This window comes from Nitrobacter sp., assembly GCF_051535215.1.
In the GTDB taxonomy this organism is placed as follows: domain Bacteria; phylum Pseudomonadota; class Alphaproteobacteria; order Rhizobiales; family Xanthobacteraceae; genus Nitrobacter.
This window is the reverse complement of sequence record NZ_JBPPLY010000010.1, coordinates 23,317-48,116: the sequence shown is the minus strand read 5'-3', so window position 1 is coordinate 48,116 and position 24,800 is coordinate 23,317. Positions and strand designations below refer to the sequence as shown.

24 protein-coding genes and 2 tRNA genes are annotated in these 24,800 nt (G+C 60.0%); 6 read left to right on the top strand and 20 right to left on the bottom strand.

Annotated features, from left to right (window positions below; all coding sequences use genetic code 11):
* Nucleotides 1-60 precede the first annotated feature (60 nt).
* The 4 genes from ACS3WB_RS11305 (at nt 61) to ACS3WB_RS11290 (ending at nt 5,122) form a co-directional block, all read left to right on the top strand.
* Nucleotides 61-1,488: a DUF4403 family protein gene (locus ACS3WB_RS11305; RefSeq protein ID WP_438275657.1), complete on the top strand. Its 1,428-nt coding sequence runs from the start codon at nt 61-63 to the stop codon at nt 1,486-1,488.
* Between the two features lie 304 nt (nt 1,489-1,792).
* Entirely contained in the window at nt 1,793-2,770 is a 978-nt protein-coding gene (locus ACS3WB_RS11300; protein WP_438275656.1) for an HlyD family secretion protein, read from the top strand.
* Between the two features lies 1 nt (nt 2,771).
* Nucleotides 2,772-3,980 carry an ABC transporter permease gene (locus ACS3WB_RS11295; protein ID WP_438275655.1) on the top strand — a complete coding sequence of 403 codons (1,209 nt, stop codon included), beginning with the start codon at nt 2,772-2,774 and terminating at the stop codon, nt 3,978-3,980.
* The gene (locus ACS3WB_RS11290) at nt 3,977-5,122 is read left to right on the top strand and encodes an ABC transporter permease (protein ID WP_438275654.1); all 1,146 of its coding nucleotides are present in this window, start codon (nt 3,977-3,979) and stop codon (nt 5,120-5,122) included. Before ACS3WB_RS11295 ends, ACS3WB_RS11290 begins: the two co-directional genes overlap by 4 nt.
* A gap of 411 nt (nt 5,123-5,533) precedes the next feature.
* On the opposite strand, the gene ACS3WB_RS11285 is transcribed toward ACS3WB_RS11290, so the two are convergent.
* The 3 genes from ACS3WB_RS11285 to ACS3WB_RS11275 form a co-directional block, all read right to left on the bottom strand.
* Nucleotides 5,534-5,902, bottom strand: a complete 369-nt coding sequence (locus ACS3WB_RS11285) for a DMT family transporter (protein ID WP_438275653.1) — start codon at nt 5,900-5,902, stop codon at nt 5,534-5,536.
* A gap of 722 nt (nt 5,903-6,624) precedes the next feature.
* Complete coding sequence (locus tag ACS3WB_RS11280; protein ID WP_438275652.1) at nt 6,625-7,611, bottom strand: hypothetical protein; 987 nt, start codon at nt 7,609-7,611, stop codon at nt 6,625-6,627.
* Between the two features lie 585 nt (nt 7,612-8,196).
* A complete protein-coding gene (locus ACS3WB_RS11275) occupies nt 8,197-8,370 on the bottom strand; it encodes a hypothetical protein (protein ID WP_438275651.1) in 174 nt (57 codons plus the stop codon).
* Nucleotides 8,371-8,676: 306 nt separating this feature from the next.
* On the opposite strand from ACS3WB_RS11275, the gene ACS3WB_RS11270 reads away from it, so the two are divergent.
* Both ACS3WB_RS11270 and ACS3WB_RS11265 read left to right on the top strand, forming a co-directional pair.
* Nucleotides 8,677-10,017, top strand: a complete 1,341-nt coding sequence (locus ACS3WB_RS11270) for an AAA family ATPase (RefSeq protein ID WP_438275650.1) — start codon at nt 8,677-8,679, stop codon at nt 10,015-10,017.
* Nucleotides 10,014-10,598, top strand: coding sequence for a hypothetical protein (locus ACS3WB_RS11265; RefSeq protein WP_438275649.1), 585 nt, complete (start codon nt 10,014-10,016; stop codon nt 10,596-10,598). Before ACS3WB_RS11270 ends, ACS3WB_RS11265 begins: the two co-directional genes overlap by 4 nt.
* 34 nt (nt 10,599-10,632) lie before the next feature.
* On the opposite strand, the gene ACS3WB_RS11260 is transcribed toward ACS3WB_RS11265, so the two are convergent.
* The 17 genes from ACS3WB_RS11260 to ACS3WB_RS11180 form a co-directional block, all read right to left on the bottom strand.
* Nucleotides 10,633-12,243, bottom strand: coding sequence for a hypothetical protein (locus ACS3WB_RS11260; RefSeq protein ID WP_438275648.1), 1,611 nt, complete (start codon nt 12,241-12,243; stop codon nt 10,633-10,635).
* Entirely contained in the window at nt 12,224-12,730 is a 507-nt protein-coding gene (locus ACS3WB_RS11255; RefSeq protein ID WP_438275647.1) for a hypothetical protein, read from the bottom strand. The genes ACS3WB_RS11260 and ACS3WB_RS11255 overlap by 20 nt, the downstream gene beginning before the upstream one ends.
* 110 nt (nt 12,731-12,840) lie before the next feature.
* A complete protein-coding gene (locus ACS3WB_RS11250; RefSeq protein WP_438275646.1) occupies nt 12,841-13,155 on the bottom strand; it encodes a hypothetical protein in 315 nt (104 codons plus the stop codon).
* Between the two features lie 27 nt (nt 13,156-13,182).
* Nucleotides 13,183-13,863, bottom strand: a complete 681-nt coding sequence (locus ACS3WB_RS11245; RefSeq protein WP_438275645.1) for a head decoration protein — start codon at nt 13,861-13,863, stop codon at nt 13,183-13,185.
* A gap of 31 nt (nt 13,864-13,894) precedes the next feature.
* Nucleotides 13,895-14,809, bottom strand: a complete 915-nt coding sequence (locus tag ACS3WB_RS11240; RefSeq protein WP_438275644.1) for a hypothetical protein — start codon at nt 14,807-14,809, stop codon at nt 13,895-13,897.
* A gap of 352 nt (nt 14,810-15,161) precedes the next feature.
* Nucleotides 15,162-15,485 carry a hypothetical protein gene (locus ACS3WB_RS11235; RefSeq protein WP_438275643.1) on the bottom strand — a complete coding sequence of 108 codons (324 nt, stop codon included), beginning with the start codon at nt 15,483-15,485 and terminating at the stop codon, nt 15,162-15,164.
* 490 nt (nt 15,486-15,975) lie between these two features.
* Nucleotides 15,976-16,788 carry a helix-turn-helix domain-containing protein gene (locus ACS3WB_RS11230; RefSeq protein WP_438275695.1) on the bottom strand — a complete coding sequence of 271 codons (813 nt, stop codon included), beginning with the start codon at nt 16,786-16,788 and terminating at the stop codon, nt 15,976-15,978.
* 139 nt (nt 16,789-16,927) lie between these two features.
* Nucleotides 16,928-17,128: a helix-turn-helix transcriptional regulator gene (locus tag ACS3WB_RS11225; RefSeq protein ID WP_438275642.1), complete on the bottom strand. Its 201-nt coding sequence runs from the start codon at nt 17,126-17,128 to the stop codon at nt 16,928-16,930.
* A gap of 118 nt (nt 17,129-17,246) precedes the next feature.
* On the bottom strand, nt 17,247-17,921 hold the full coding sequence (locus ACS3WB_RS11220; protein ID WP_438275641.1) for a hypothetical protein: 675 nt from the start codon (nt 17,919-17,921) through the stop codon (nt 17,247-17,249).
* The gene (locus tag ACS3WB_RS11215; protein ID WP_438275640.1) at nt 17,911-19,119 is read right to left on the bottom strand and encodes a tyrosine-type recombinase/integrase; all 1,209 of its coding nucleotides are present in this window, start codon (nt 19,117-19,119) and stop codon (nt 17,911-17,913) included. The genes ACS3WB_RS11220 and ACS3WB_RS11215 overlap by 11 nt, the downstream gene beginning before the upstream one ends.
* 184 nt (nt 19,120-19,303) lie before the next feature.
* Nucleotides 19,304-19,393 (bottom strand) — tRNA-Ser (locus ACS3WB_RS11210).
* A gap of 408 nt (nt 19,394-19,801) precedes the next feature.
* Nucleotides 19,802-19,877: transfer RNA gene (locus ACS3WB_RS11205), tRNA-Phe, on the bottom strand.
* Between the two features lie 139 nt (nt 19,878-20,016).
* Nucleotides 20,017-20,196, bottom strand: a complete 180-nt coding sequence (yacG, locus tag ACS3WB_RS11200) for a DNA gyrase inhibitor YacG (RefSeq protein ID WP_438275639.1) — start codon at nt 20,194-20,196, stop codon at nt 20,017-20,019.
* A complete protein-coding gene (locus tag ACS3WB_RS11195; RefSeq protein WP_438275638.1) occupies nt 20,186-20,809 on the bottom strand; it encodes a Maf-like protein in 624 nt (207 codons plus the stop codon). Before ACS3WB_RS11195 ends, yacG begins: the two co-directional genes overlap by 11 nt.
* Nucleotides 20,810-20,919: 110 nt before the next feature.
* Nucleotides 20,920-21,108, bottom strand: a complete 189-nt coding sequence (locus ACS3WB_RS11190; protein WP_438275637.1) for a hypothetical protein — start codon at nt 21,106-21,108, stop codon at nt 20,920-20,922.
* Nucleotides 21,105-22,265, bottom strand: coding sequence for a PepSY-associated TM helix domain-containing protein (locus ACS3WB_RS11185; protein ID WP_438275636.1), 1,161 nt, complete (start codon nt 22,263-22,265; stop codon nt 21,105-21,107). Before ACS3WB_RS11185 ends, ACS3WB_RS11190 begins: the two co-directional genes overlap by 4 nt.
* A gap of 20 nt (nt 22,266-22,285) precedes the next feature.
* Nucleotides 22,286-24,601, bottom strand: a complete 2,316-nt coding sequence (locus tag ACS3WB_RS11180; RefSeq protein ID WP_438275635.1) for a TonB-dependent siderophore receptor — start codon at nt 24,599-24,601, stop codon at nt 22,286-22,288.
* Nucleotides 24,602-24,800: the final 199 nt, after the last annotated feature.

The window sequence follows — 24,800 nt, the reverse complement described above, 5'->3', positions numbered from 1 at the left end:
CCATTGCGCTCTCGCTGCCCGTTCAGTCTTTCCTGAATTTCGCGAAGATCGAGACCCGTCATGAAATTGCACCATAAGATCTGCTGCCACCCGATCCGGCGTCGCTTCGGCACTGCGCTCGCGGCCGTCGTTCTCATTGGATCGACTTGTGCGGCGTCGGCTGCCGAGAAACCGCCGCTGACTCCCGACACCGTGATGCCGTTCAGCACGGATTCTCGCATCTCGGCCAGTATCGAATTTGGTCTGCGTACCCTCGCCTCCGACATCGAGAAAGACATTCCCCGCCGCCTCGCGAGCATCGACGAGAAGATCAGTTGCGTGCACAGGCGCGTGCTGTTCTTGCGGGTCAACGCCAATTGCGACGTCTGGGGCTACGTCGAGCGGTCAGGGCCGGTGTCGCTGTATGGTCGCGGCGACCACATCTATGGCTCGGTTCCGATTCATGGCGTGCTCGAAGGGCAAGGCGCTAACAGGATCACCTCGCGTATTCACGGCGAGACAGAGGCCAGCGCGACGATCGAGGCCGAGGCCCATCCTCAGCTTGGCCGCGACTGGTCGCTCGACTTGAACTTCGGCGACGGCTTTCGCTGGAGCGAGCCACCAGTGCTTCATGTGATGGGCCGCGAGATCCCGCTGGCGAAGTACGCCGAACCTCGCATCCAGGCTCAGCTTCGTATCGTCAGGTCGCATGCACGAGCGGCGGCGCGACGCCTCAATCTCCGCGACAAGGCGGCAATCGCCTGGCGGCACGCATTCGAGCCGATCCAGCTTTCCGATCATCCCGCCATATGGCTGCAACTCGCGCCGCAAAACGCCTCTTTCGCCGGTGTCCGTGCCGACGCAGAGGTCTTGCGGGGATCGCTCGAACTGACCGGGGCCGCCACGACCGTTGTCGGCCAGCCTCCGTCGTCAGTCACGGCCACGCCGCTGCCGCCCTTGGGCCAGGACGTCGACAGGCCTGGCACGTTCGACGTCATTCTCCCGGTCAAGATCGGCTACGACACGATAAGAGACAGACTGAAGCAGGCGATCGCCGCGATGCCAGCGGTGCAAGGCGTCTCAGTCCGTGACATCGACGTCTACCCGTCATCCGGCAAGCTGGTGCTTGGTTTGCGCATAGCGAAGGCCTCCGAGGCGGATCCGGCCGATGGCAAATGGATCTATCTCACCGGCGGAATTCAGGTCGATACAGACGGGCATGCCGTTCGCCTTTCCAGTCTCGCGGTGATCTCGGACGACGACGCGCTCGCTCCGTTGATCGCGCCGATTACGGCTGAGCTTGGATCGAAGGTCAGTGTCGACTACGGCATTGCCTACGGGAATTTGCTGAATGCCGCCAATTCCAGGCTCACCCGGTCTCTGAAGGATGGCTTCCGTATGGAAGGGCACCTGTCCTCCGCGCAGCTTGAAAAGATCTATCTGCCAGCAGATGGCATCGTGATCGCGCTACGAGCCAGCGGAAATCTGAAGATTCTCTACGGCATGTAGCAGGCCCGAATTATGGTGGACTTCAGGTGCGGACTTGCACTGGCCGACGCTCGAAAGCACCGGCCTGACATGCTGGAACTGGAACTTACGTTAAGCGCCGGGACATCCGCACCGTGGTTCCGCGCATAGGAGGGAAGGCATCGCCGGATAGAGGCCCGTCCCGCCGGCACGATGCCGTGATGCGAGGCCCGATCGAACCGGTCGATGGCCGGACCTTCTCCTCCCGCGAGCAAATGCGATTGCAAAGCACTGTCGGTTGGGAACATATTCAAACAGTCTCGAATCCTGCGGGAGCTGTCGGCCCATGCGTCACATCGGCTGGGTGCTTGTCGTCGCCGTTCTCGCCGCGCTCGGCGCCCTGCTCTGGTTCGCAACCCGCCCGCCGCCGCTCATCCTTCAGGGCGAGGTGTCAGCCAACCGTATCGACATCAGCGCACGCGTCGCCGGCCGCGTCGCCAAGCTCAACACCGATGTCGGCAAGGAAGTGAAGGCCGGCGACGTCGTCATCGAGCTGGAGAGCCCGCAGCTTGAGGCGGCCCGCCTCGCCGCCTCGGCGGCGGTCGGCGTCGCCCGTGCGGATCTGGCGCGCATCGGCAGCACCCGGCCGGAGACGATCGACGCGCGCAAGGCGGAACTCGCGGCTGCCGAGGCCGATGTGAAGCTCTACCAGGAAGTCTATGACCGGCAGACGCAACTCGTGCGCAGCGGAAGCACTCCGCAAGCCCGCGTCGACGAGGCCACCCGCAACCTCGACGCCGCAATCCGCAAGCGCGAGGCCAGCGAAGCCAATCTGCGGCTCGCCACCCAAGGCGCGAGCCCGGAGGAGCGAGCCCTCGCCGCCGCGCAGGTGAAGCAGGCGGAAGCCGGCCTTGCCCAGCGCGAGACGGATATCGGCGAACTGACGGTGCGCGCCCCGATAGCTGGCCAGGTGACGACGCGCGTGGCCGAACTCGGCGGCAATTACGGCGCCGGCGCGCCGCTGCTCTCGCTCATCGACATCGCCCATCCCTGGTTCACCTTCAATCTACGCGAGGATCTGCTGGGCGGGCTGAAGATCGGTGACCGCTTCAAGGTCGATATCCCGGCGCTCGGCAGGAATGGCATCGAGGTCCGCGTCACCGTGATCAATGTGCAGGGGCAATACGCCACCTGGCGCGCGACACGGGCGACCGGCGGCTTCGACCTGCGTACCTTCGAGGTCCGGGCCGAGCCCGTCGCCGCAGTCGAGGGTCTGCGCCCAGGCATGAGCGTCATCGCGCAATGGACAGACCGGAGCCGCTGAGATGCGGCGCCGGGGTGATCTGCATTTCGGCTTCTCGCTCCTCTTCTGGCGGGAGCTCGGCTGGCTGCGGCGCCGGCCGCTGCTGCTGGTGATGACCACGCTCATACCGCTTGCGGTCATGGCTGTGCTGACGCTGCTGTTCAATCAGGGGCTGGCGACGCGCCTGCCGATCGGCGTACTCGACCTTGACCGTTCGGACCTGTCGCGCAGCATTGTCCGGGCGGTCGACGCGACGCCCGACACGCGCGTCGGCGCCGCAGTCGCGGACATGGCCGAGGGACGAAGACTGATCCTCTCCGGCCACATCCACGGCCTGCTCTATCTGCGCAAGGACCTCGAACGCGACGTGCAGGCCGGCCGCCAGCCGGAGGTGGTGTTCTTCTACAACGCGCAGACGCTGACGAGCGGCAACCTCGTGCTCCGGGGCATCAATGCGGCGCTGCCGACCGTCTCCTCCGGCATTCGCCTGTCGTTGCGCACAACGCGCGGCATGCCGGCCGAGGAGGCGCGCGCCTCGCTGCAGCCCGTGCCGGTCCAGCTCAGTGCGCTGTTCAACCCGACACTCGACTACACCTTCTTCCTGCTCGCAGCACTGCTGCCCAGCGTGTTGCAGATCGTCGTCACCACGACCGCCGCCTATTCCGTCGGCCTTGACGTCGAGACGCCGCATCGCTTGCACATCCTGCGCCGGCTCGGCGGCGGGCTGCTGCCGGCCATCGCCGGCAAGCTCCTGCCCTATACGGTTCTGTTCCTGCTGGTGCTCGGCATCGCTGATGCGGTTCTTTTCGGCGTCTTCGGCCTGCCTTTGCGGGGCAGCCGGCTGATCCTCGTCGCTGGCGCGGTGCTGTTCATCGTCGCCTGCCAGCTAATCGGCGGGCTGCTGGCACTGTTGCTCAAGCCGATGGCGAGCGCGGTCAGCATCGCCACCCTCGTCACAGCCCCGGCCTTCGGCTTCATGGGGATCAGCTTTCCGCGCTTCGGCATGAACCTTTTCTCGCAATGGTGGGGCGCGCTTTTGCCTGGCACCTGGTTCCTGACGCTGCGCATCGACCAGACAGTCCGGGGCACGCCGCTCGACCTCTCACTGAAGCCACTCGTCATCCTCGGCTTCTTCGTGCTCGTCCCCGCCCTGCTGCTGCTTCTGCGACTCGAGGCGCTGCGCCGCGGCAGCAAGGCTCCGGCGCCTCGGAAAACTGAGGCGGCCGCATGAGCGGGATGCTGATCATCTTCCGCAATGAGCTCCGCCGCATCCTGACGCTGTGGCCGGTCTTCTCCGTCATGGTCGTGGCGCTCGCGATCTATGCGCTGCTCTATCCGCAGCCCTACCGCGCCGAGGTGCTACGCCGCACGTCGGTCGCGATCGTCGACCAGGACCAGACCGTGACCAGCCGCGATCTCGTCCGCCGCCTCGACGCCTCACCGGATGTGGCGGTCGCGTCAGTGCTGCCCGATTTCCCGGAGGCCCGGCGCAGCGTCTTCGCGCGCGAGGTCTCCGGCATCCTCGTCTTGCCGGAGGGCTTCGAGCGCGAGCTGCTGCGCGGCAATCCCTCGCCGATCGCGCTCTATGCCGATGCCAGCTATTTCCTCGTCTACCAGCGCGTGGCGCTCGGCGTTTCGGCCATCGCCCGCACCGTCGGCGCGGAGGTCGAGATGCGGCGCCTGATAGGGCTCGGCATCGATGCCCCCATTGCGCGGGCGGCGGTGAACCCGATGCCACTCACCACGATCCCGCTGTTCAATCCGCAGGAGGGCTATGCCAGCTACGTGCTGCCAGCCGCCTTCATCCTGATCCTTCAGCAGACGCTGCTGATCGGCGTTGGCCTGCTCGGCACCCTGCCGGGCGCGGACGCCGTGCGACGCACGCCTGACGGAAGAACGATCGCAGGCCCGTTCGCCGTGGTGGCCGGCAAGCTCCTCGCCTATCTGGCCTTGGAGGCGGTCATCCTGCCGCTCTATCTCGTCGTACTGCCCTCCATCTACGGCATCCCGCGTTTAGGCGGGCTGCTGCCGACCCTCCTCTTCGCAGTGCCCTTCGTCCTAGCAACCGGCGCGCTCGGGCTGATCGTAGCGGCCGCCTTCCGCACCCCGCTCGCAGTGCAACTGGTGATGGCGGCGCTTGGCCTGCCGTTCTTCTTCCTCTCCGGCTTTTCCTGGCCGTTCGAGGCGATGCCGCCGGTCGCCCGCTGGCTGGCGCTGCCGGTGCCGAGCACCGCAGCCATCGACGGCTTCGTCTCGCTCGGCCAGATGGGCGCGACACTCGCAGACATACGCGGTCCGATCCTGACGCTGCTCGCGCTGAGCCTGGTTTATGGAGTTGCCGCCATCGCGCTGGAAAAGTGGCGGAACGCCTAGCGCTATTCCGGCTTTGATGAATCAAAGCCGGGCTCCAGTTTTATTTTGACGCGTTTCCTTACGCGAACCGGCATCCGCTTCACTTGAGAGGCTATAGGATTGAGAAGCCAGCGAAGCCGCCATCGATGATGCCTAAGATTTGCCCATCGGATTGGGGAGGCACGGATTCCGAGGCGATATATGGACAAGCGCATGCCCGGCCACGATGGCGGGCAGCGAAGACAGCGCTACGATCAGCCACGCTCGCGAATGACGTCTGACCAGCGTGGGCTGAGACTTTGTCATTTGAGTTTGGTCATCTGAGCTTGGCGGCGAATGTGATTCCATCCAGCTTTGGCATCGATCTGCCGACCGATCCTGCCGCCGCGCATGCAATGATTCTGGTCGAGCGTGCCATGGCGCGTCGGCCGATCAGGTTCGGGCCACCAGCATGATGCCGATCAGAATAACGACAATTCCGGCGATCCGTTGGATCGTTAGTTGGTCGCTGAAGAGCCACCACCCAAAGAACGTCGTGAACGCGAAGCCGAGGCCTACGAAAGGGTAAGCCTGCGACAGTTCGATCCTGCTCAGAGCGCTCAGCCAGAGCAAGGTGCCGACGCCGTAACACCCCAATCCCACTATTACGCCCGGCGTCAGCAGCGCAAGTGGGATTGTTTGCAGGGGATCCGACGACGCATCAGAACGGTTCAAAGAATTCAGACCGAGCTTGAAGCAGACCTGACCGATGGCTGACAGCATGACACTAGTGACGATCGTTCCCAGCGAGATCAGTGTCATACGCGCCCTTTTGTAGCTCTGTTTTTAATGTTGCGAACTATACAGGGCGACAGGCGAAAACTTCGTGCTTCTGATTTTCCCGGCGCTTTGGATTTTAACCGTTTTGGCTGGCAGCTCCGATCCATTCACCTTCAAACCAAATCCATCTGTTTGGAGTCTCCGCTTCCTGGAGATAAATTGGATTGTCTTTCTGATCCTCGGGTTGATTGGCATCTTCTATTTCAAAGGCGCTCGATTTTTCGTCGCCGTATTTTTCATGATCAATCTATATTTCATGGTAGCGATGACAGCCTCTCAACTATAGGCGTTACGCGACCTTGGATTTAACGTTCTGTATCGCATTGTGCTTCGTTTGCTGACGGCGGCGCTTTGAGCGGCGATGATCGCCGCATGATACGGCACAGCAAAACGCGGGCACCCCACAACGAGGTTTCGACTGCCGGGCGCGATACTGCGCCGCGTCAACCGTCTGGCGCCCTACAGCATGTCAACACGCGCAAAGTAGCGCTGGCTCCAACCCATCATTCAAAAGTCTGCAGAAAAACAATCGGTTAGGCGCTATAAATGGCGGAGAGAGTGGGAAAAAATTTCTAGACTAAGCATCTGATCTGTTTTTGTATTTCAAAATATGAAAGTTGCTGCGTACAAATTTGCGCACAAACTCTCGCCGCAACAATTCACAAAGGAAGGCGGCCGCTCGACACGGCCGCCTCGGGGTTGGTTCAAGCCTCGCCAACTAAGTCTTCCACCATCGAAAAGATAGCCACTTCATCTGTCCCGGAGGGCTCTTCGTCGGCTTCACTTCGACGGCACCATTTGAAAACCTTGGCCTTGAATCGAAGGCCATCAATCGTCGACGCGGGCATCGCGACAATTCGCTTGGCGAGATCATGAGCGACGCCGGCGCTGGCCGTAGCAAACTCTTCGGCCTCTATGCGGCCAGACTGCTGACGCCAAAGGCCAAGCGTTACCTGTTCGCGGCTGATCTGACGAATACGTTTTTTGAGGTCCGCGTGACAGCTGGGACCGAGTTCTTCAAGCTTCGGAATCCAACCCGGCGAAATAAAGTCGCATGGAGCCGATATGCCAAGAAGCCGCGCGATCCCTCGATCGACAGGATTATCTTCGAGGCGCATGATTTTCAGGTGGCGCTTCCAATCGAACTTATCGTTGATCTTATAAACGATCTCCCATCGAGCATCGTCTTCTATAACTGCCACGTCGAACGCATTGCCGAGCTCGATCAGAGCGTGATCGGGATGGGTCGGCGATTCCACCGCGATCGGCGCGGTCGTTGCATCGGGAAAGACTTCCACACCGACGAATTCGCAAAGCCGATCGACCAATCGCCGAAAGGCGATTTGCCCCGAATCGGCGTGTTTGATCGAGAACGCATCAGTCCACAGCTCGTTGTTTGTTGCCGCAGTAGCTCTCGCTTGAAGGACCACGTCAGCCATCGTTTCCGGTCGCTTGTCTAGAATCAAACGAGCCAGGGCGCCTTGCTCGGCAATGATTTCGTCCCACTCCGTGTCGATGTCCTCATGGTCCTCTTCTGTCTCAATCTCATCCAGCTCGCGGCGACGGCACCAGCGCGCGTGATAGCGCTCGAAGCGCGCGGCCAGATCGGGCCATGAGCAAAAATCGTTGGTTGCCGCGATCGACGGCGATGCGATAACAGCCGAAGCCGTCGCGACGGAAGCAATGGTCATGAATCTTCTCCGAGATACGGTTGAATTCGGTTCGGCCGGACGGCCGCGCGGGCTCGTTGTGTCGGAGAGCAGCGCATTGGTCTGCGCGGACCGGCGCGCATGGTTAAGGGCGCCCTCGGTCGAGGGCGCCGGCAACTTAGGCGGTGTTGCCGAAGGCGCATCTAAAGGCGGAGAAGGTGATTCAAGACACGAATAATCTTGATCCGCGCGTGGCGGAGACGTTGGTCGAGCAAGAGTCATGATGAAGGCTCTCTAGGTTCTGGCTTTCCAAGGCCGATGCAGGTGACAGACCGGCAGCCGGGAGTTGGAAACCTGCCTAGAGACAGGCCGATGCACTTTTAAGCCCGAAGGCTCTGGACATGGCGCACCGCTCCCGGCCATATTGGCCAGGTCGGCGCACCCGCCAAGGTGCTGCCATAGCGCTAAGAGAGCCCGCCAAGGCTCAACGCGCTTCGGACGTTACCCCGCCAAGGGTCGCGTGCCGTTCTAGGTCCGGGTTTCCAAGCCCACGGACAGATTCCCTGATTTGCAGGCAAAAGCCAAGCCCCTCGCGGGCCGCTTTCGCGCGTTCCGGATTATCGCTGGTTATTTGGAGTTGTCGCCGAACGGCGGGCGACCGCGCTGGATCACTTTGCCGTCCTTCACGATGGTGGCGCGGTCGAGCATGGCGTTCGTGATCTCCGGAGCGTCGTCGGGATCACGCCACGCGCGGGCCTCAGAGGCCGAAGTGGCCGAGGATTTTGCTTTCTTCCTTGGCATGGCAGCACCTAGGGATTGCGACGGCTCATTTAGGAGCTGCACGGATATTCCCTCAATTGAGGGAATAAAATCGGGAGCGAATTTGAAATTCCGCCAATTGGCGGAATTTCCCCCTACTAACAAACTTCGAAATTTGCGAATATTTGGACCCGAGCGACCCCGCGAACGTCCCTTTTTGAGATGATTTTTGCCGATTTCCTCAGGGAAAACGGGTATTTGCCCAAGTGAACCATTGGGCGGGTTTCATCGTTTTTCAATGGTCGCATGGCATGCTACGCCATTGTCCCCAAGTGACCGGTAGGGATTGTGCTTTCGTTCAAGGTTAAGAATCTCGGAAGAATTGCGGAAGCTGATTTCACGGCTGCACCGCTCACGATTCTTGTTGGCCAAAATAATACTGGCAAAAGCTATCTAGCTTCTTTGATCTGGCTACTTGCCAGACCAGAGATCGCACCCTTCACGGATACGAAAAACACCGGCGTCAAATGGCTCGACCTGCTCATCAGTCGCTTTGAAAAAGAGGGCCAGGAGGCCGTCGCCAAATATTCCGTCGGGCCGGAACAGGCGTCTCAGTGCATTGAGTATCTGCAGTCGCTTTATCATGAGAGATTTGCCGAGCTTCTCGGACGTCTGTTTTCTTACGAAGGGTTCGAAGAAAGCAGCATTCAACTCAAGCTATCCAATGAATTCGAACCGTTCGAAATATCCATAAGCCGCACCTCCCCCGGCGGGGTAGATGCAAAGCCTAGCGAGCGGCAGCGCTACGTAAACGTAAAGTTTTCGTCCGACGGGAATACTGTTCGACAGTTCCGCTTTCCATCCAGCAAAAATTTCCCTCGTAATCTTTACATACATCGCGTGCTCTCTGAGTGCGCGGCACTTGCCTTATTCGGCCGCGACTGGCCAAGCTACCGTACTCCTGTCTATATTCCTGCCGCTCGAACCGGCCTTATGTTGACAATACGCTCGCTAATCGCGGAGCGTCTCGATTTCGACTCTGAGCGTGAAACAGTATTGCCACTCCCTATCGCGGACTTCGTCAGCACATTTGTTCGCGCCGGCGCATTCGCGTCGAGACCTAAGGCACCGGTTGCCTCGTGGCTTGAAGATACGGTGCTAAATGGGACGCTTGATGTTAGCGAAGAGGAAGTCCCTTCCTTCAGTTATGTCCCGGCGCACTCTTCCCGGAGAGTCCCACTTCACGCGACCTCGTCGATGATCACCGAGATGGCTCCCTTTATTCATCTCATAAAATATAATCCGGGTGGTCACTTCATATTCGAGGAGCCGGAGGCGCATTTGCATCTTTCTGCCCAACGACAAATGGCCCGAGCTATCGCTCGACTATTAAACGCTGGAGCCAAATTTACAATTACAACGCACAGCGACACTTTCGTTCAACAGATCAACAATCTGATGCGATTACACGGGCACCCAGATCGCCAGAACCTGCTAACGCAATATGGTTATGATGAAAGCGATGTCATCGACCCGAGCAAAGCAAGAGCATACGAATTTATCCAAACAACAAATGGGACTGAAATCACAGAATTAAATAAAACTGGGGAGGGATTCGTTGTCCCAAGCCTAAACGAAACACTGATCTCTTTGACGCGGGAGACTATTGATTTTAATGAGGAAGAATGATGCTTTCTGGATGTCGCGAATGCCTCGGACATTTCAACAACGCTTATGTTTGGGAAGCCCACGCAAGGGTCGAAGTTACAGAGAAATCCCCGACAGGAAAAGGAACGGCATCATTCTCTTTGGGATCTCCTGCTATCGTTCTTAAAGCGCACAACCAACCACCATTGATTTGGGCGCTCTCAAAAAAGAAGTGCGCTGACGGCTCGTTTGTAACATTCAAGGATGACAAGGCGCACCTTCATCTTGTTGAACTGAAGAGCAAGCTTACGCAATCGGCCTTTGCAAAGGCGATGGAACAACTCGAAGGAATGTTCCTATCCGTGCTTGCAGCTTCGCGACTACTGCAAATCCAATCCTTTGAAACGGTCGATTGCTACGTTGCTTACTCAGTAGACGCAATGCAGCCAACCGCGACGGCGGATCCTGCCCTGCTCAAAACGCTTGTCGGCACTAAAAGAGTTCTAGGCGATGGACTAGCCTGGAAAAATGGTGAGGTCAGGCTGCCGTTCGGTACCACCGCGAAACTACATAAAGCCAAGAGAGACACAAGCGGTAACGCCGATTTCGGAAAGGTACATTAGCAGCCCCGCGCCCTTCCCGCGCGAGCTTTCCCAGTCACGGACCGTATGCGATTCCCGACGATGCCGCCGCGGCATCGGGCGACGAATGCCCGGCCGAGCCGGGACCGTTGCCGCCTCCCGTGAACATCGAGCCGACCAGCTTGATGACGCGATCGAGGTCGTTTCTGATCTTGAGCAGCCCTGTGCCGTCCTCGATCACGATCTTACCAATGAGCTGACCTTCGACCGTGCCCGTGACATCCACCCTGGTCGGCGCCGCGTCGAGCGGCTGCACTGGTGGCATCTGTGGGAGCCTTCCTCGCGGATCTTCCATCGGTAGCGGAATGCGGGATTTTCCGCCTCGCATCGGCGCCGGCATCGACGACAGCGCGACCCCGCGGCGGTGCTCGCGATCCATCTCCTGCCAGCGGTCCAGCTCTTCAGGCGAAAAGAGTGGCGGCATTGTCGCCTGATTTTCGGATTGATCGATACCCATCTGGAGATCGAAGCGACGAAGCCGCAGACGCCGTTTTGTGGGCTCATCGAGCGGAAAATGCGCCAGCTTATTGTCGATCTCGCCAGTCTGCGCCTTCATATTGTCGCGGCGGCGGATTTCGGACCATTCGGCCGGGGTGCGGCTGTTGGCATGGATGATCCGGCCGAGGTTGGTGTTTTCAGGAACGTGTCCGGTCTCAATGGTCTTCGCTATATTGCCGAGCGAGTTCGATGCGGCGTTCATGGCATCGATGATGGGTTTAACGCCGATGAATGCTGTCGCCACGTCTTTGAGCTGCGTCGTGACACCGGCCCAGGCGGCAAAAGGATCCTCGCGGCGAACCTGCTCGGCCGCCTCGGTGCCCTTGGCGCGAGGGAGCAGCACGCTGTCCTTTTCGATGATCGCCCGATTGACGATCATGGAGGCAAAGAACTCTCCCACCTTTCGGTTCGAAAACATCTCCGTCATCGCTTTGACGACTTCGCCGCGATGTTCCTCATCCGTAGCGATGCCGTGCTTCTGCAGCGCCGGCACGATGTTCGCCTCCGCCCATTTGAACGGCGACTTGATGAAATCGCTTTCGTTCAAGAGACGATCGTTCCCGTCCACCAGGCCAAACCTGCGCATCGCCGCCTTCGCAGCCTTGGTCTGGCGATGGCCAACCAGCGCCGAGAATGCCGACGCCTGCATAACGCCGAAATTGCTGGCACCTTCGTGCTGCATCATGGTCGGAACAACGCTGGTCAGATAGTCCTCGCTGAGACCATATTTCGAGACATTGGCGCGTTGCATATACTGTCGGAAATCCTCGCCGCGAAGGTCAGGAAACAGCGACTTCGCGCGCGTGAACGCGTTCAGATAGGTCTTGAATTTCTCCGGCTGCGAACCGATGCCCTGGCTCTCAAGGCCAAGCACCAACTTCTCAAGATCCTCCGACGCATTTTCCCCATGTCCCAGCGTGCCGAGTACGACCTGCGCCTTGGTCAGGGTTTCGACGTTCTCGATCGCGTGATGGAAGTCGCCGAGCCGCGACCGTAGCTGACGGATATGGCCGAGCACCTCAGTGCGGCCGATGGAAGGATATTTAGCGGAAATCTCGTCGGCCTTGAGGGCCGCTTGCGCCTTTTCCTCCTCGCTAAGGCCGCCGAGGTCATACCTTGGCGAGCTCACGAGCTCGTTCGGCTGACGCCTTGACGCCAGCGCGGGCCGCACTGCCCACCATATAGGCCGCGCCGCCGATACCTGCCACATGCAGCGCGAAGCGACCCGCCCCCGCGAAAAACTTCTGGTGGTACTTCTCGGTCTCGTCCATAGCGAGGCGGACCTCGCGCAGGTTCGAAAGCGTGTTCTTCTTCCATTGATCAACAGCACCGAAATACTGGGCGGCGCGGACCGGTCCATTGCGTGACATCGCGGAATTGAACGAGGCCCAGTTTCGTTGAATTTCCGCGAGTTCTTTCGAGGAAACTTTGAGCGCGTCGATTTCCTTCTGAAAATTGGTGCCCCAACCCATTTTGCCAAGCACAGGGGGCTTAATGCCCTCGAAGGCTTTGCCCGCTTTCGCGATGCCCTCGAACTTCTTGGCGATGTTGTCGAATACGGCGCCAGTTTTATCCTGGGCCGAAATTACAGCTGTCGCCTCTATAATTTTCCCCATCTACTTTTGCCTCTGTACCGACATCTCGAACCAAAATTCGAGCTCATCAAAAGTGAGCTGCGCGCAAGCATCGGCAGTAACGACGCGCAGATCGAACACGAGTCGGCGCGCTATGAGGGATAAATCGCCTCGCGCGCGGCCCCGAAAAAACCGTTGATCGTATCCTTAAGCTTGAGCGTGTCCGCGAGTGACAACTGGTTCAATAGGTCGGTGTGCTTTGGCTCCACTACTAGCCGTTCAATATACGACTGTATGACCCCATCCTTTTCGGCCTGATAGATCATACCGCCCTCACTTCGTGCGTAGGTCGTCGGCTCGCCAAGCGTCATCACGTCCATGTACTTGGGCGCGCGCAGAACTAGCTCGCTGATTTGGACGCCTTCAAAACCCTTGATCGGCTCGAGCAGCTGGACTTTGATTGTCATTGCAATTTTTCCTTTGGGAGTTTGTTGTCAGTCTTCTCGCGCGACGATCAGCTGCTGATCCAGCTGGCGCAACGCAATCGTTTTCTCGGCGGCGATCATGCCGTCCGGCCAGATCAGCTTGTCAGCGACGACAACGCCCAGCCGGCGCAACACAAGAATTCTCTGGTCAATCCCATTGACGGCGGCGCGCGCGCGGCTTTGCGAAACTCCGTAAGCGTTCTGACTGCCATCGGTCGCGGCGAGATTGAGGGGTACCACTTTGTTGCTGCCGGCCTCGGCGGTTACGGTGATGTCAGCCGCATCGCCGACCACCGCCGGCGTATCGACGGCAACAAGCGTGAAGTTCAGCTTGTTCGTGAACGCAACGCCCGTCGTGCCCTCGCCAATTTCGATACCATCTGGATCTTCGACCCGGAATTTTGTCACGTCGGTGAAGGTGATAGTGTAAATGCCAGGTTTCGCCCCGGCATCGACCTTTGGAGTGCCAAAGGTATTCGCCAAGTCGCCGGTGTTGCCTGCGCGCGCCGCGAAGGTCGCATCAAGCGTCCCGATGGTGATGCGGCCGAGCACCGTTCCGACGTCAACAACATTGTCGGCGTCGACGCCAGCGGCCAACATCTCTTCGGTGTTGGACATCATTTCCGATTGGAAATATTTGACGACATCGCTTTGGATGATGGGTGACCCTAGTTTGAGAGTTTTGAGCATGGCGTGAGTTCTCCTTGGGTTTACGCGACTGTCAGCGGGCCGATAACGTCGCCGTAAAAAGGGCCTGATGCGTCAGATTGCGGTTCGGCAAGGGCGCATCGCTCGAAATGCCGAGAACGGCCCGCGGATCGGCATCAGAACGGCGCTGCACGTCAAAATCGGCGGCGGCGATCAACGCTTCTTCCTCGCGCTCGGCGGCGAGCAGTTTGTCGAACAGCTTGTCGAAGCGATTGAAACGTTCGTCATCGGTCAAGCTGTCAGCGGCGCCGCCAACCTCGTCGATCTCTCGCTCGACGGCCGCAATGAGAGATTCCTCCAGGGCAAAGGCCATAACGGCCAAGCTGTCGGTCTCGAAAAGATCAATCATGCCGGCAAATCCGATTTTCCGCTGCGGCCAGCCAATGCCTCCGCGGTCTTCGAGCAGCTTGTGCACCGCCGGCCGGCCGCGTTCGGCGAGCTTTTTGACTTCCTCGCGGGCTTGTTGTTTCGCGGCCTTGGTGCTGATCGGCGCTGCGTCGACGCGTCCGATGTCGGCGAGGAGCTCGCGAATGCGGCGGCGGCGCTTTTCGATAGCGCCAGGCGAGGACTTCGAAACCCCGGCATCCTTGGCGACGTGATCACGTAGCTGGATGCTCTCCGGTATTGCCGCGAGCCAATCGCGGATGCCTTTCAGTAGCTCTTGGTGCTGCGTTGTATGACCTAATTCGCGATCTTTTTTGATTAGGATCGTATCCAGCTCCGATCGGAGATTTTTGACCTGGTCGACCGGGCTGAGATCGCCGCCGCGGGCAGTGAACTTGGCGATCTGCTGGCGAAGATAACTGGACTCCTGTTGCGCGGCTCGCGTGATGGAGGCCTGCCGCTCGTATGCATCGAGCAACGAGCTCAATTTCACGAACGCGGCGGGCGGCAGGCGGTGCAATAGCTGCGTATCGAATTCAAACATCAAAAGCTCCCCATCGTGCGGGGGGTGCCCACCGGTGGGCACCCCTATGTTCGGTTCGGTGTTCGGGGTGTTCGGGGTGTTCGGTCAGTTTTTGGGGTCCGCCAATTGGCGGACCCTCGGGCCGATTTCGGCCGCGGAGCAAAGCGACACGGGAAGGACCCGCGCGGGCGGCGGAGATCGATGTCTCGCCCTCCTCGAAGAGGGCTGCAAATGTGGGGCGCGCGCGGTCAACGCTCTATGTGCTCGCACAGTGCGTCGCCACGCGCCCCGGCGCGATGAACCGGTCTGTCTGGTAACCGGTCTGCCGCGCTGGTCACGTCGGGTGCTGCGGCAACAGTCGCCCGACATGAAGTTAACCACGCCGCGCCGAGCGGCATTTCGATAAATAATCGATCGCAGCATCTAGACCGTCCGAACGCGTCGTCGGTTCGATGCCCTTTTCGGCGAGCAACTGATCGACAGCGGCGTTAAGATCATCCGAGCCGGCGGACGAAATCGAGATAGCTCTCGACCTCTGTTGCACCACCGCGGGGGCAGCAGCGCGAGCAATACCTGCCGCTTCGCCTCGTTCCTTGGCAATGGCCACCGCGCGATCCATCTGGGCTGCAGTGACAAACTGCGCATCCGAGGGGATGCCAGCAAGTTCCATGATCTTCGCAACTGTCGTCATGTCCATCTCCGTGGCGTGTTCGAATCGACTTCAGCCGAGTCGGTTGGCCACGAATAGCGGGAGCTCGTGGCCAACAGCGCGCGGAGGCGCCGAGCGCTGGGGACATCAGCGCGGGCGCGCAGGATCGCCCACAGCATTGCGCGCAACGTTCCCGCTGGGGCTGGACAATCGGGAAGCGCTCGCTCTCGAATCCATCCGGCGGCAGCGTAGCGCTTCAAAACCTTGTGCAGCTCACGGGCGGCGGCGGCCTGCGACGCATCCGGATAGAATTTTTGCGCGGCGTCGCGCACCAGGTCGTCGCGCTGATCATAGGCTGACCGCGTTGCGGCGCTTCGTTCCCCCGGTTTCAGCCGCAGCCCAAAAGGATCATCGACGCCAGCGAGCAGCCCATCCAGCCCATGGACCAAAAAATCCGCGTCGTCAGGATGGACCGGCGTCCCGCTTCGGTGAGCGGCAACGATTCGCGCGAGCGCTGTCCACCGTGCCGCGGCGGTATTCACGACGCACCGCCTTCGGCTACGGTGCCGTAAATAATTTCGACGCGTTCAATGGTGGGGCTGGTGGCTTTCCAACAGCTAAGGACCATCTCGTCGAAATGCTGAACGATATAATCCCGGATAAACCTACTTGGAGCTCGGAGCGTCGCGACTGGTGGCCCAGGAACGACAAGCTCGACCTTGGCAAACCAGCTCTCAAACTTCTCACTGCCAAGCCTCTTGTGGAGCAACTGCGCGGGCGACCCCAATCGGAGGGCTAAGGCGCTCGCGCGCGCGTTCTTAGAGTTAGTCTTAAGAGTAGGGTCGCAACCCATTGCGACCTTTGATGCAGGATTTTGCGACCTTTGAGACCCGCTAAGCTCGCAATCCATTGCGACCTTTGAGCCGTTAGAGGTCGCAGCCACTTGCGACCTTTGAGACCAGACAAGGTCGCAATGGGTTGCGAGCTTTAAGCCGCGAGAGGTCGCAGCTACTTGCGACCTTTCGAACGCCGGAAGATAAACATTGGCGGCGCCCTTACCGCCGTTTACGCGGCGACCGTCCGATACTCTGACGCCCAATTCTCGCCGACGCACGATGATGTAACCGCATTCCTCTAGTTCTCTGATCGCACTCCAGACGGTTCTGGAGCTCACGCCCATCACTCGCGCAACCGTGTCCTGAGTGACAAAGGTCTCGCCAGTCGTGCTATTGAAGTGACTGCCAATCACGCATGCGACACGGAATGCCGCGTGCGAAATCCCGGCGTCGAGCGCCAGGACATCCGTCCATTCCATCCGGAGCTGCTTTGGAATGAGAATGATCTCAGCCAAGATCATCCCCGTCAGCGCGTGGTATTTCTTCAGAAAGCCGCTGCCGAGTGGCCGGCGGCGCAGCACCCAAGGCGGCGAGCATCCCATCGCGAATGCGTTGACGCATGGCAGGATCCTCCGCCGTCCGCGCTATGGCTTTTTAAGCCGCGCTGGACGCATCGCGCTCGGCAATGCGAGCCTTCTGCCAATCGACGATGTCTGTTTCGAGCCAGCCTACGGCTTTCGGCCCCAACGGTACGGGCTTTGGGAAGGTGCCGTCTGCAACGCCTGCATAGATTGAGCTACGCTTGAGGCCGGTGCACTTTTCAACGTCGGGTCGCCGCAAAATTTTCTGAAGCATTACAATCCTCCGTTTCGAACGTAAGTGGTTCGAGGCGGATGATGATGATCATGCGCGGAATAGCGATAATGCGCCAAATGCGCCGATCAAAAAAACCGGCCGATGTTAACGGCGTATATCAGCGGCAGATATTCTTTCCTCTGATAACGCGGGCATTTTCGCCGCGTGATCGCAATCGGGGAGCAACGTCGGGATTTTTCTTCAATGCAGCTTTGATCTCGCGCCACTGGCTCCGCGGGATACTTTTGATGTTCAGCTCGCGGCAAATTGCTTCCTGCAAGCCCGAATCTGTCAAATCGATCGATGCTAGTTGAGTTGCTGCTTTCGTTATGGCAACTCCCGATGCTAGCGCCGCTGGCGGTGTATGCGAAGTCGCATCGGACGAATCGCCCTTTTTGGGACGCAGTATTGCGTCAAGATCATCCTTGTGAACCATGATGCCGGATATTCTGAAGCAAGTCCCATCGCGGCCGACGGATGCATGATCGCTTCCCCAGTCTATCAAGGATCCTAACCAGAAGGTCGGGTCGACAACCCCCCATTTGAAACTAATGGCAAGCTCCTCTTCCGCGCCCCAACCTTCGAAATCTTCACAGATCGCGCGAAGGCGTGACGTCTCGAGGTTGAAGGCAATGGCGCGGCCGGCGAGGGTCCAATCGCCCAGCGTATCTTTTGCACGCTGCAGCGCGTCGCTGAGTTTCAACCACCGCGCAAAATCAATGTCCGTCACTAGCTCACCAGACGCTTTCGCGCGCGCAATGCGTTTTTTCCAATCCTCAAAATCAAAGCTCATTGGCCGCCTGAGACGTTGCGGCGCTCTCACCCCGGCAATAGCTTGCCCAGTCGGCCATCAGCCGCCGGCGCTTTTCGAACATGTCGGATCGCCTGTAAGCAGCCTCGACCTTGTCCGCGACCGTGTGCGCAAGCGCGATGTCGAGAAGCTCTTTGGGGTGACCGGTCAGGTCATGCCCCCAGTCGAAGAACGATGATCGAAAGCCGTGCACCGTGAGACCATCACCCCTCATGCCTCGCAGCATTTCGAGCATGGCCATGTTGCTCAGCGGGCGGCCGGGCTTCGCTCCTTCGAAGACAAATTCCCTTCCAGTTTTGATCAACGGCTCGACGATCTCGGCTGCGCGATCGGACAGTGGGACGCGGTGCTCACGGCCGGCCTTCATCCGCTCGGCGGGCACGGTCCATGTCTTTGCGTCAAGATCGAATTCCGAGGATCTCGCCCCAATCGATTCGCCGGTCCGTGCCGCAGTCAAGACCGTGAATTCGAGTGCACGGGAACTGATCTCTTGCTTGGCCCGCAGTAATGTCACGAAGGCGGGAACATCACCGTAAGGCATCGCCTTGTGATGGGCGACGGCAGCGATCTTGCTTTTCGCCGGCAATACGTTCTCAAGGTGACCACGCCACCGCGCGGGATTTTCGCCGTCTCGATACCCGTGAGCTTTTGCCCAATCTAGAATTGTCTCGATGCGGCCGCGGACGCGACTCGCGGTTTCCGGCTTCTCACGCCAGATTGGCCGAAGAACCTTCAGTACGAGCTCGGTGTCAATGCCGCCGACCGGCAGGCCGCCGAGCTCGGGATACACACAAGCCGCCAGCGTCGATGTCCACTGCGCAGCGTGTTTTTCGTTCCTCCAGGCTGCCTTGTTGTCCTCAATGTATTGCTCGGCGCATTTCCGGAACGTTGTCGTTTTCGCGGCCTCCAGCGCCGCCTGAATGCGCCGAAACTTCCGCGCCTCGATCGGGTCGATACCGTCAATCAACAGACTGCGGGCCTCTGCCGCCCTTTGCCTGGCTTGGGCAAGCGAGACCTTTCCATCATTGGCGAGAATACTGACCGGACCCAACCCCATCTTGCGGGGAACGCCGGCGCGCATGAAGCGCAAGACCCATGCTTTCGTTTCCTGCCGGCTGACCTGCAAATAAAGGCCGTTGCCGTCGGCGTAGAGGCCGGGCTTCAGCTGCTTTTTCAGCATCAAGGTCGAAAGTCGATTGGAAACCCGTCCCAAGCCTTCCTCCCGGTCTCTACGCACGTATGTGCGTACAAATCATTCGCGGATTAAGCCGGAACCTTACGGATTAGACAAGACGGAAATGGTGATAAAAGCGTTGTTATTATTAGATTTTATGGAAGGCTACGGACTTGGCAGGAATATAATCTGGCGGAGAGAGTGGGATTCGAACCCACGGTACGGTTTCCCGCACACACGCTTTCCAAGCGTGCGCCTTAAGCCACTCGGCCATCTCTCCGGGCGCCTTCTCATGACGGGGCATGCCGGTTTTTGCAAGAGAGCGGCGTTACGAAGCGGGAATTTTCCATAAATATATGAAGATATTATATATTTCTGTACGAACCCAATCGAGAGCACCGGATGATTCAGTTCTGATCCCCTGCCGCCGGCTGGTCGCTGTGGCATCTGCCGACGGCGCAAGTGGGCGGGCAAAACGCCCGGCGTGACTTGCAACGATGGGCGCCGCGGCGTTCCTCTCAGGTGATAAAATCATTGCCCGACGGAACGCGCCAGAGTTCATCGAGCATCCAGTGTCATCCTCAGGAACTCAGTTCACGTCGGACCAGTCGTATTCGTCTGCAAGAGAAAGCGTGTCTTTTCGACGATCCAAACGTGCCGAACAAGATGCGCTGCGCTTATCAGGTAATGGTGCCCAGGGGCGGGATCGAACCACCGACACTGCGATTTTCAGTCGCATGCTCTACCAACTGAGCTACCTGGGCGCCGCCCAGCTTCGGCTGGGACGCGCCGGTTTATAGTCAGGCCCGATGGCCCTGTCCACCCATCGCGGGTTCGAACCCACGCCGGTGATTTTTCAAACCATTGACTGCATAATCAATCGCCGTCCCAAAGGCGACCGGACTATTCCGCATCTTCTTCGGCGGTCTTGCCGCCGGGGATAGCGTAGCCGCCCGACAGCCATCGATTGAGATCGACATCGCGGCAACGCTCCGAACAAAACGGAAATGACGCCGCGACGCCGGGCTTGCCGCAGATCGGGCAGCGCTTTTTCGGACGCGCCTCGGCTTTTTTAACCGGCATTCAACCAGCCGGAGCGGATCGGAAATCCCTCACCGCCGAGCAGCGAGACCGATTCGTAAAGCGGCAGGCCGACCACATTGGTGTACGAGCCTACCAGCTTGACCACGAACGAACCCGCAATGCCCTGGATCGCGTAACCGCCCGCCTTGCCGCGCCATTCGCCGGAGCCGATGTAGGCCTGGATGTCATCCTCGGACAGCCGCTTGAAGCGCACCCGGGTCTCAATCAGGCGCTGGCGAAAATTTTCCTTCGGTGTCACGAGGCAGATCGCGGTGTAGACACGGTGATTGCGCCCGGAAAGCAATCGCAGGCACTGCGACGCCTCGTCCGCCAGATCGGCCTTGGGCAGGATACGGCGGCCCACCGCGACAACGGTGTCGGCGGCCAGAATGAACGAACCTCGCAACTCGTCGTCGAGTTGCACCGCTCTCAATGCCGCATCGGCCTTGGCGCGGGCGAGGCGGTTGGCGCAGGCGCGCGGCAGTTCGCCCCGCGTCGGCGTCTCATCGATATCGACGGGGCGCAGCGCGTCGGGCTCGATGCCTGCCTGATTGAGCAGGCTGAGCCGCCGCGGCGAGCCGGAGGCGAGAACGAGTTTGATGCGGCCTGACATGCGGGCTTCATGGTGTCGGGGCGAGGGTCGATGCGCGCGGAACCTATCGGAACGCATCCGGTTCGACAACCGGCGATCGGCCGGCGCGAAAGGAACTTGCGGAAAATCGGCTAGGCGCCGCGCCGGACAAACCCGCAATACAGCACGACGGGAATCGCCAGCACGATCCACGACACACCGTCCCAGATGCCATCGCCGAGCAGCGCCGAGAGCAATCCGACTGTGCTCAGGACAGCGATGACGGCTGGCCACGCGAAAATCTGACGGACGGTCTGCCGACCGGCGCGCGCCGGCCTCATGACGACAGCATAGGGCGGTTGACCGCGGTCGCGGCGTCCACCGCCTCGCGCGCGGCGCTTTCGCCGGGCTTGCGGCGCCGCAGCCAGAGATAGACGCCCGTTCCGAGCACGATGATGGTCATGATGTCGAGCAGCGCCCAGATGATCTTCAGCGGCATCCCGCCATAGTCACCGAAATGCAGCGGCTGCGAGACGAACAGTGTCGTGACGTACCACGGCATGTTGCGACTGTCGGTGAGCTTGCCGGTTTCGGCATCGATCAGCGCCGGCTTGAGCAGCCGCGACGTCACCGGCGTGTCGCCGCGCATGAACACGGCGTAGTGGCTCTTGCTCGAAAAGATCGTGCCGGGAAACGCGATAAACGACGGCAGCATGCCGGGGGTGGCCCTGGCCGCCACCTCCGCCGCCTCCTGTACTGATGTCGGATGGGCGGGCAACGTGCGGTCGCGATATTGCGCCGTCATCTCGGCGAGCTGGCCATATTGCCACATCTTCAGCACGAGGTCGGCCCAGGTGTTGATGACGCCGGTGAATCCCACGATCAGGGTCCACATCACCAGCAGGATGCCGGCGAGGTTATGCAGGTCGAGCCAGCGCACGACGCGCGGGCGCTCGGCGCGATAGACGCCGAACTTCTGCTTGCGCATCGACGGCGCATACACCACCACGCCCGAAACGATCGCGACACAGAACAGGATGCCCATCAGGCCGAGAAACAGCTTTCCCGGCAGGTCGGCGAACATGTCGGTGTGCAGCTTGAGCATGATGTATGTGAAGCGCCCGGTGACGTCGGGCGCGTCGAGATAGGCGCCGGTATGAGCATCGACACGGACGATGCGGTTGTTGGCCGGATTGGCGTCGATAGTCTTGCCGACGCTCACCATCATCGCGTTCGGATCGTCGCGATCCCAGATCAGGAAATGCGGCACCTGCCCCGGCATGGCCGCCACCGCGCTCGCCACGACGCGATCGAGATTCGCCGGCGGGGTGCCCTCAGGGACGACGGCCGCCGAGACCTGGTCATGCAGCAGCGCGTCGATCTCATCGTGGAAGATCAGCGGCAGACCGGTGATGCACAGCATCAGCATGAACAAGGTGCAGATGATGCTGGACCACTTGTGAACCCAGCTCCATTTGCGCAAGGCGCTTGTCGTCATTCCTCAACTCACCTCTCTGCTCACTTCGTGATCAAGGGCGGAGCGGGATCAGCACCCCAGCTAAATTTCAAGGTCCCCAGAATGGTACGCCCTGTGCCGAGCGCGCAATAGGGCAGGCCCGTGAAGCACGACTGGACATAGTAGCGGTCGGTCAGGTTCCGCGCGTTGATCTGGGCTGAAAGCCCTCTCAAATCGGGCCGCATATAACCGAAATCGTAGCTGATGACGGCATCGGCCAGCGTATAGGAAGGAACAATGAGCCTGTTGGCATAGTCGCCGAAGGTATCACCGACATAACGCACGCCCGCGCCGACGCCGAGACCCGCCAGCGGCCCGTCATACCAGGTATATTTGCCCCACAGCGACGCCTGATCTCGCGCGACGTTGATCATGTCCTTGCCGATATTGCCGGCGACGCTGGCGGTCACCTTTGGCTCGAGATGGCTGTAGCCGCCGACGATCTCGAACTCGCGGGTGATGTTGCCCTTCGCCTCGAACTCGAAGCCGCGCACACGCACCGCGTCGGTCTGGATATTGAAGAAACCGTTGACCGGATCCGGCGATAGCACGTTGTTCTGCCGGGTGTCGAAATAGGCGGCGGTCAGCATCAGGTTGGAGCCGAGCGGCTGGTACTTGATTCCGATCTCGGCGTTATCGCCGGTGGTCGGCTTGAAGGTATCGCCGAAGCGGTTGGAGCCGAGATTGGGCGTGAACGAGGTCGAATAGGTGACGTAGGGCGACACGCCGCTGTCGAACAGATAGTTGAGGCCGACGCGGCCGGTCTGCGCGGAATCGCTGCGCGAATAATTGCCCGCCGGCGGATAAAAGGCGGTGCTGGTGAAGGCGGTGTTGACGACATCCTGCCGCCCCGAGAGCGTCAACCTCCATCGATCCAGCTTGATCTGGTCCTGGAGATAGAAGCCGGCCTGGGTCTGGTGATCGTCGCGCTTGATGAACGGCGGCAGCGAATCCCAGCTCGGGATCGGCGCGCCATAGACCGGATTGAAGGCATCGATGGGCGGGAAGGCGTAAGTGATGCGGAATTCCGAATTCGCCTTCATATGCGTGTAGTCGAAGCCGCCCAGCACCTTGTGAACCAGCGGCCCGGTGCGGAAATCGGCCTGCAACTGATTGTCGAGGGTGAGGTTCTGCGTCCCGGCGCGGACATAGTCGTAGGAGCGCAGCACGAGATTGTTGCCGATCATGCCCTCGGGACGGATCGATTGCAGATCCTGAGTCGCTTCTGTGTAACGGAAATTCTGGCGGAACTGGACGCTGTTGTCGAAGCGGTGCTCGAACGCATAACCGACCGCCTTCTGCTCCAGCGTGTAGTGGTCGGCTCCCGGCTCGCCGAGATAGGTGCTGCGATTGATCCGGCCCAGCGGATTACCCGATAGAGCCACATTCCCCGGCACATACTGCTGATAACCTTTGTTGTCGATCTTCTGATAGTGCGACAGGATCGTGAAGCTGGTGTCGGCATTGGGCCGCCAGGTCAGGCTCGGCGCGATGAAGACCTTGTTGTCGTGAACGAAATTGACCTCGGTGTCGCTCTGCCGGTACAATCCAACCAGGCGATAAAGCCACTCGCCGGCCGGATCCGCCGGTCCGCCGATATCAAACGCACCCTGATAGCGGTCGTTGGAACCGAAGTTGCCCTCGACACTGTAGTGCGGGATCGCCTGCGGCCGCTTGCTGATCATGTTGATGATGCCGCCCGGATCGCTGGCGCCGTAAAGCCCCGACGAGGGGCCCTTCAGCACCTCCAGCCGCTCGAGACCGTAGGGCTCGATTTTCGGTGCGGCGAAGGTGGTGATGTCGGATGGCAACCGCAGGCCGTCGAGATAACGTGGCGCATCGAAGCCGCGCACCTTGAAGGCGTCGAAGAACTGGTTGGGGCCGAAGCTCGGCACGGTGACGCCCGGCGTGTATCCGAGAGCCTGCGGCAGATCCTGCGCGCCCTGCGCTACCATCTGGTCGCGGGTGACAACGGACACCGACTGCGGCGTTTCCAAAAGCGGGGTATCGGTCTTGGAACTGCTGATGCTCTGGTGAGCCAGATATCCGGTGACCGGTCCGGTACCGCGTTCGACCCCGGCGCCGGCATTGGCTTGCGGTACAACGACCTGACGCTGCGCGGGCGCCGCCGTGGCCCGGCGACTCTGCTGTGACGAGCGCGCCGTGGAACGAGCGGGTTTCGCCCGGCGCGCGGGCTTCGGCTGCGGCGCGACCACGGTCACCGTCGGCAGTTCGGACTGCGCATGTCCGGCACCGGGTCCACCAATCGACAATGCGACGACGCTGACGGTCGCAAGGCAAAGACTCTTTGCATTCATTCTCAACATTGTCGTCGCCCCATTGAGCCGATCGGCCAGCGCCTGTTCGCTTTTTTCCAACAGCAGTTTTTTCCGCGCGTGAGCAATTAGAACACCTACAAACAAAGTCGTTCAGATCGCCGTGTTGCATTTGTGCCTGCGACACAGGAGTTTCCTGCAAAGCGAGACTCGCGCCACCCATGCGGGCCGCAAACTCGTA